1 protein-coding gene is annotated in these 2,164 nt (G+C 67.3%); it reads right to left on the bottom strand.

What is annotated here, in order from left to right; genetic code table 11:
- Nucleotides 1–127: 127 nt before the first annotated feature.
- Nucleotides 128–1,555 carry a group II intron reverse transcriptase/maturase gene (ltrA, locus tag ACIBK6_RS42425; RefSeq protein ID WP_399058836.1) on the bottom strand — a complete coding sequence of 476 codons (1,428 nt, stop codon included), beginning with the start codon at nt 1,553–1,555 and terminating at the stop codon, nt 128–130.
- Nucleotides 1,556–2,164 lie beyond the last annotated feature (609 nt).

Below are 2,164 nucleotides of genomic sequence, written 5' to 3'. Positions count from 1 at the left end.
AGGTAGGGTCGGCCCGGGGCGCGGTACTGGCCTTGCGGCCAGCCCGTTTCCCCGGACCGCCCTCCGCACCCGCCGTGCCCGTTCCCGAGCAACGGGCGCTCCACAAGCCCCGATTGGGCAGCTTCCCTCAGGCCGTGCTGGCCCATGGAGAGGGGATCTTGGTGCCCCGGTAGGAGTAGCGGATGGTCCGCACTCTCGCGGGGTCGAACAAGGTCACCTCGTCCGTGGTGGGCCACCAACGTCCGCCGCAGTTGCGGCGGCGCAATTCCTTCCAGTTGCTCCGGCGGAACTTGCGACGCAGCCACCCGATGACCCGCTGCCAGACGAAGGCACGCAGGTAATGGAAGGTGGCATGCGAGATGCCGAAGCGGAAGTAGGCGGTCCAGCCCTTGAGCACCCGGTTGAGGCGGTGCAGCAGGACTTCCAGCGGCAAGTTGATGTCCATCCGGCACAGGTCTCGCACCTTGTCCTTCACGGACCCGAGGGCCTGCTTGGACGGATAGGTGTAGACGTACCGCCGGTCGATGGTGCCCTTCTTCCGGTGACGCTGGAGGCGCCAGCCGAGAAAGTCCAGGCCCTCGTCGATGTGCGTGATCTTCGTCTTCTCCGGCGACAGGCGCAGACCCATCGGACAGAGCACCGAGGCCACCCAGGCCCGGATGCGTATCGCATCCTCGCGGGTCCCGGCGACGAGCACGAGAAAGTCGTCCGCGTACCTACAAATCCGGTAGTTGGGCTTCCCCATCACGCGCCGGTGGGCCCTGCGGCCCGAGGTGGTGTTCGGTCCGCCCGGTCCCGCCGAGATCGCCTCGTCCAGCACGGACAGCGCGATATTGGCGATCACGGGCGACAAGATCCCGCCTTGCGGGGCACCGGCCCGGGACTCCTTCAGCCCGGATTCCTCGGTGAGGATCCCGGCTTTGAGGAACGCCTTCACCAGGGCCATGACGCGTTTGTCTCCGACCCGGGCGCGCATCCGTTCGAGAACGGGAGCATGTCCGATGTTGTCGAAGCAGCCTTCGATGTCGCCCTCAACTACCCACTCATAGGAGTGCGAAGCCAGATGACGGCTCTCGGCGATCGCGTCGTGAGCCCGGCGCCTGGGGCGGAACCCGTAGGAACACGGGAGGAAATCCGCCTCAAAGATCGGCTCCAGGACCAGTTTCAGGGACGCCTGGACTACCCGGTCCCGGATCGTGTTGATCCCCAGGTAGCGGACCTTGCCGCCCGCCTTGGGGATCCCACGTCGCCGGACCGGCAGGGGCTGGAACGTGCGGGCCTTCAAGTCCGCCCGCAGCTCCGCAAGGAAGCCGTCCAGCCCACGCACGTCCTCGACATAGTGGGCGGTCACGCCGTCCACTCCGGCCGTGCGCGCACCCTTGTTGCTCCGCACCCGCATCCATCCCGTGAACAGGAAGGCCGGGTCGCAGACGAGGTTATAGAGGTCATCAAATCGGCGGAGAGGGTCCGCCGCCCAACGGTGCAGCTTGGACTGGATCTTCAGTACCCGGCGCTCCGCCACATACGCGGCGTCCTCCAGCTCGTCAGTATTCACCAACGTCCTCCTGGCATTCCAGTATCCGCCCTGCTGACTTGCTGGCCCCCTTCGCCACGTACGCGCCTCTCGCGCGCTCCGACTACTACGGGGCCTCCGCCCCACCACGAGACCATCAGCCGGCGACGGGCCTGCCCATGCTCCCGGCCTGGCCGGCCGGTGCGGGGGCGATCTCGGGTGGTTCCCACGTTCCCTGTGTGCCGATCGGCCAGGATGGGTGCCCTGCTCTGCCCCGGCAGCCTCGCCGCACCTACGCCGCAGTTCTTCGGCACGGCCTCCCCACCCGCCGTCTTGACGGGCTTCGGAGTCGGCCACTCAGGTTTCGAGCGGCCGTGTACTGCATCCCGGCCCAGATCTACCAGGTTGGAGCCGGTACAACGCTTACGGAGCTTTAACCGCAGGTTCCTCACGTACACCTTCTGGCCTTCGCTTGCCGGACCCGCGCCGTCTGGCAGTGCCGACGCGTCCCGTCGTTGTCGGGGCTGCTCTCCAACCTCACCGGCGTCCCCCGGGTCGGTCTGCCCCCAGCTTCTACCGGGCCGCTGCGACGGCCCGGCGGTGGTGGTCTTTCACCTCCACTCGGTCACACAGAACTTCGTGGCGCACGAG

The organism is Streptomyces sp. NPDC050485 (assembly GCF_044458185.1).
Classification (GTDB): domain Bacteria; phylum Actinomycetota; class Actinomycetes; order Streptomycetales; family Streptomycetaceae; genus Streptomyces.
Note: the sequence above shows the minus strand (reverse complement) of the source record. Positions and strands in the feature narration are given on the sequence as shown.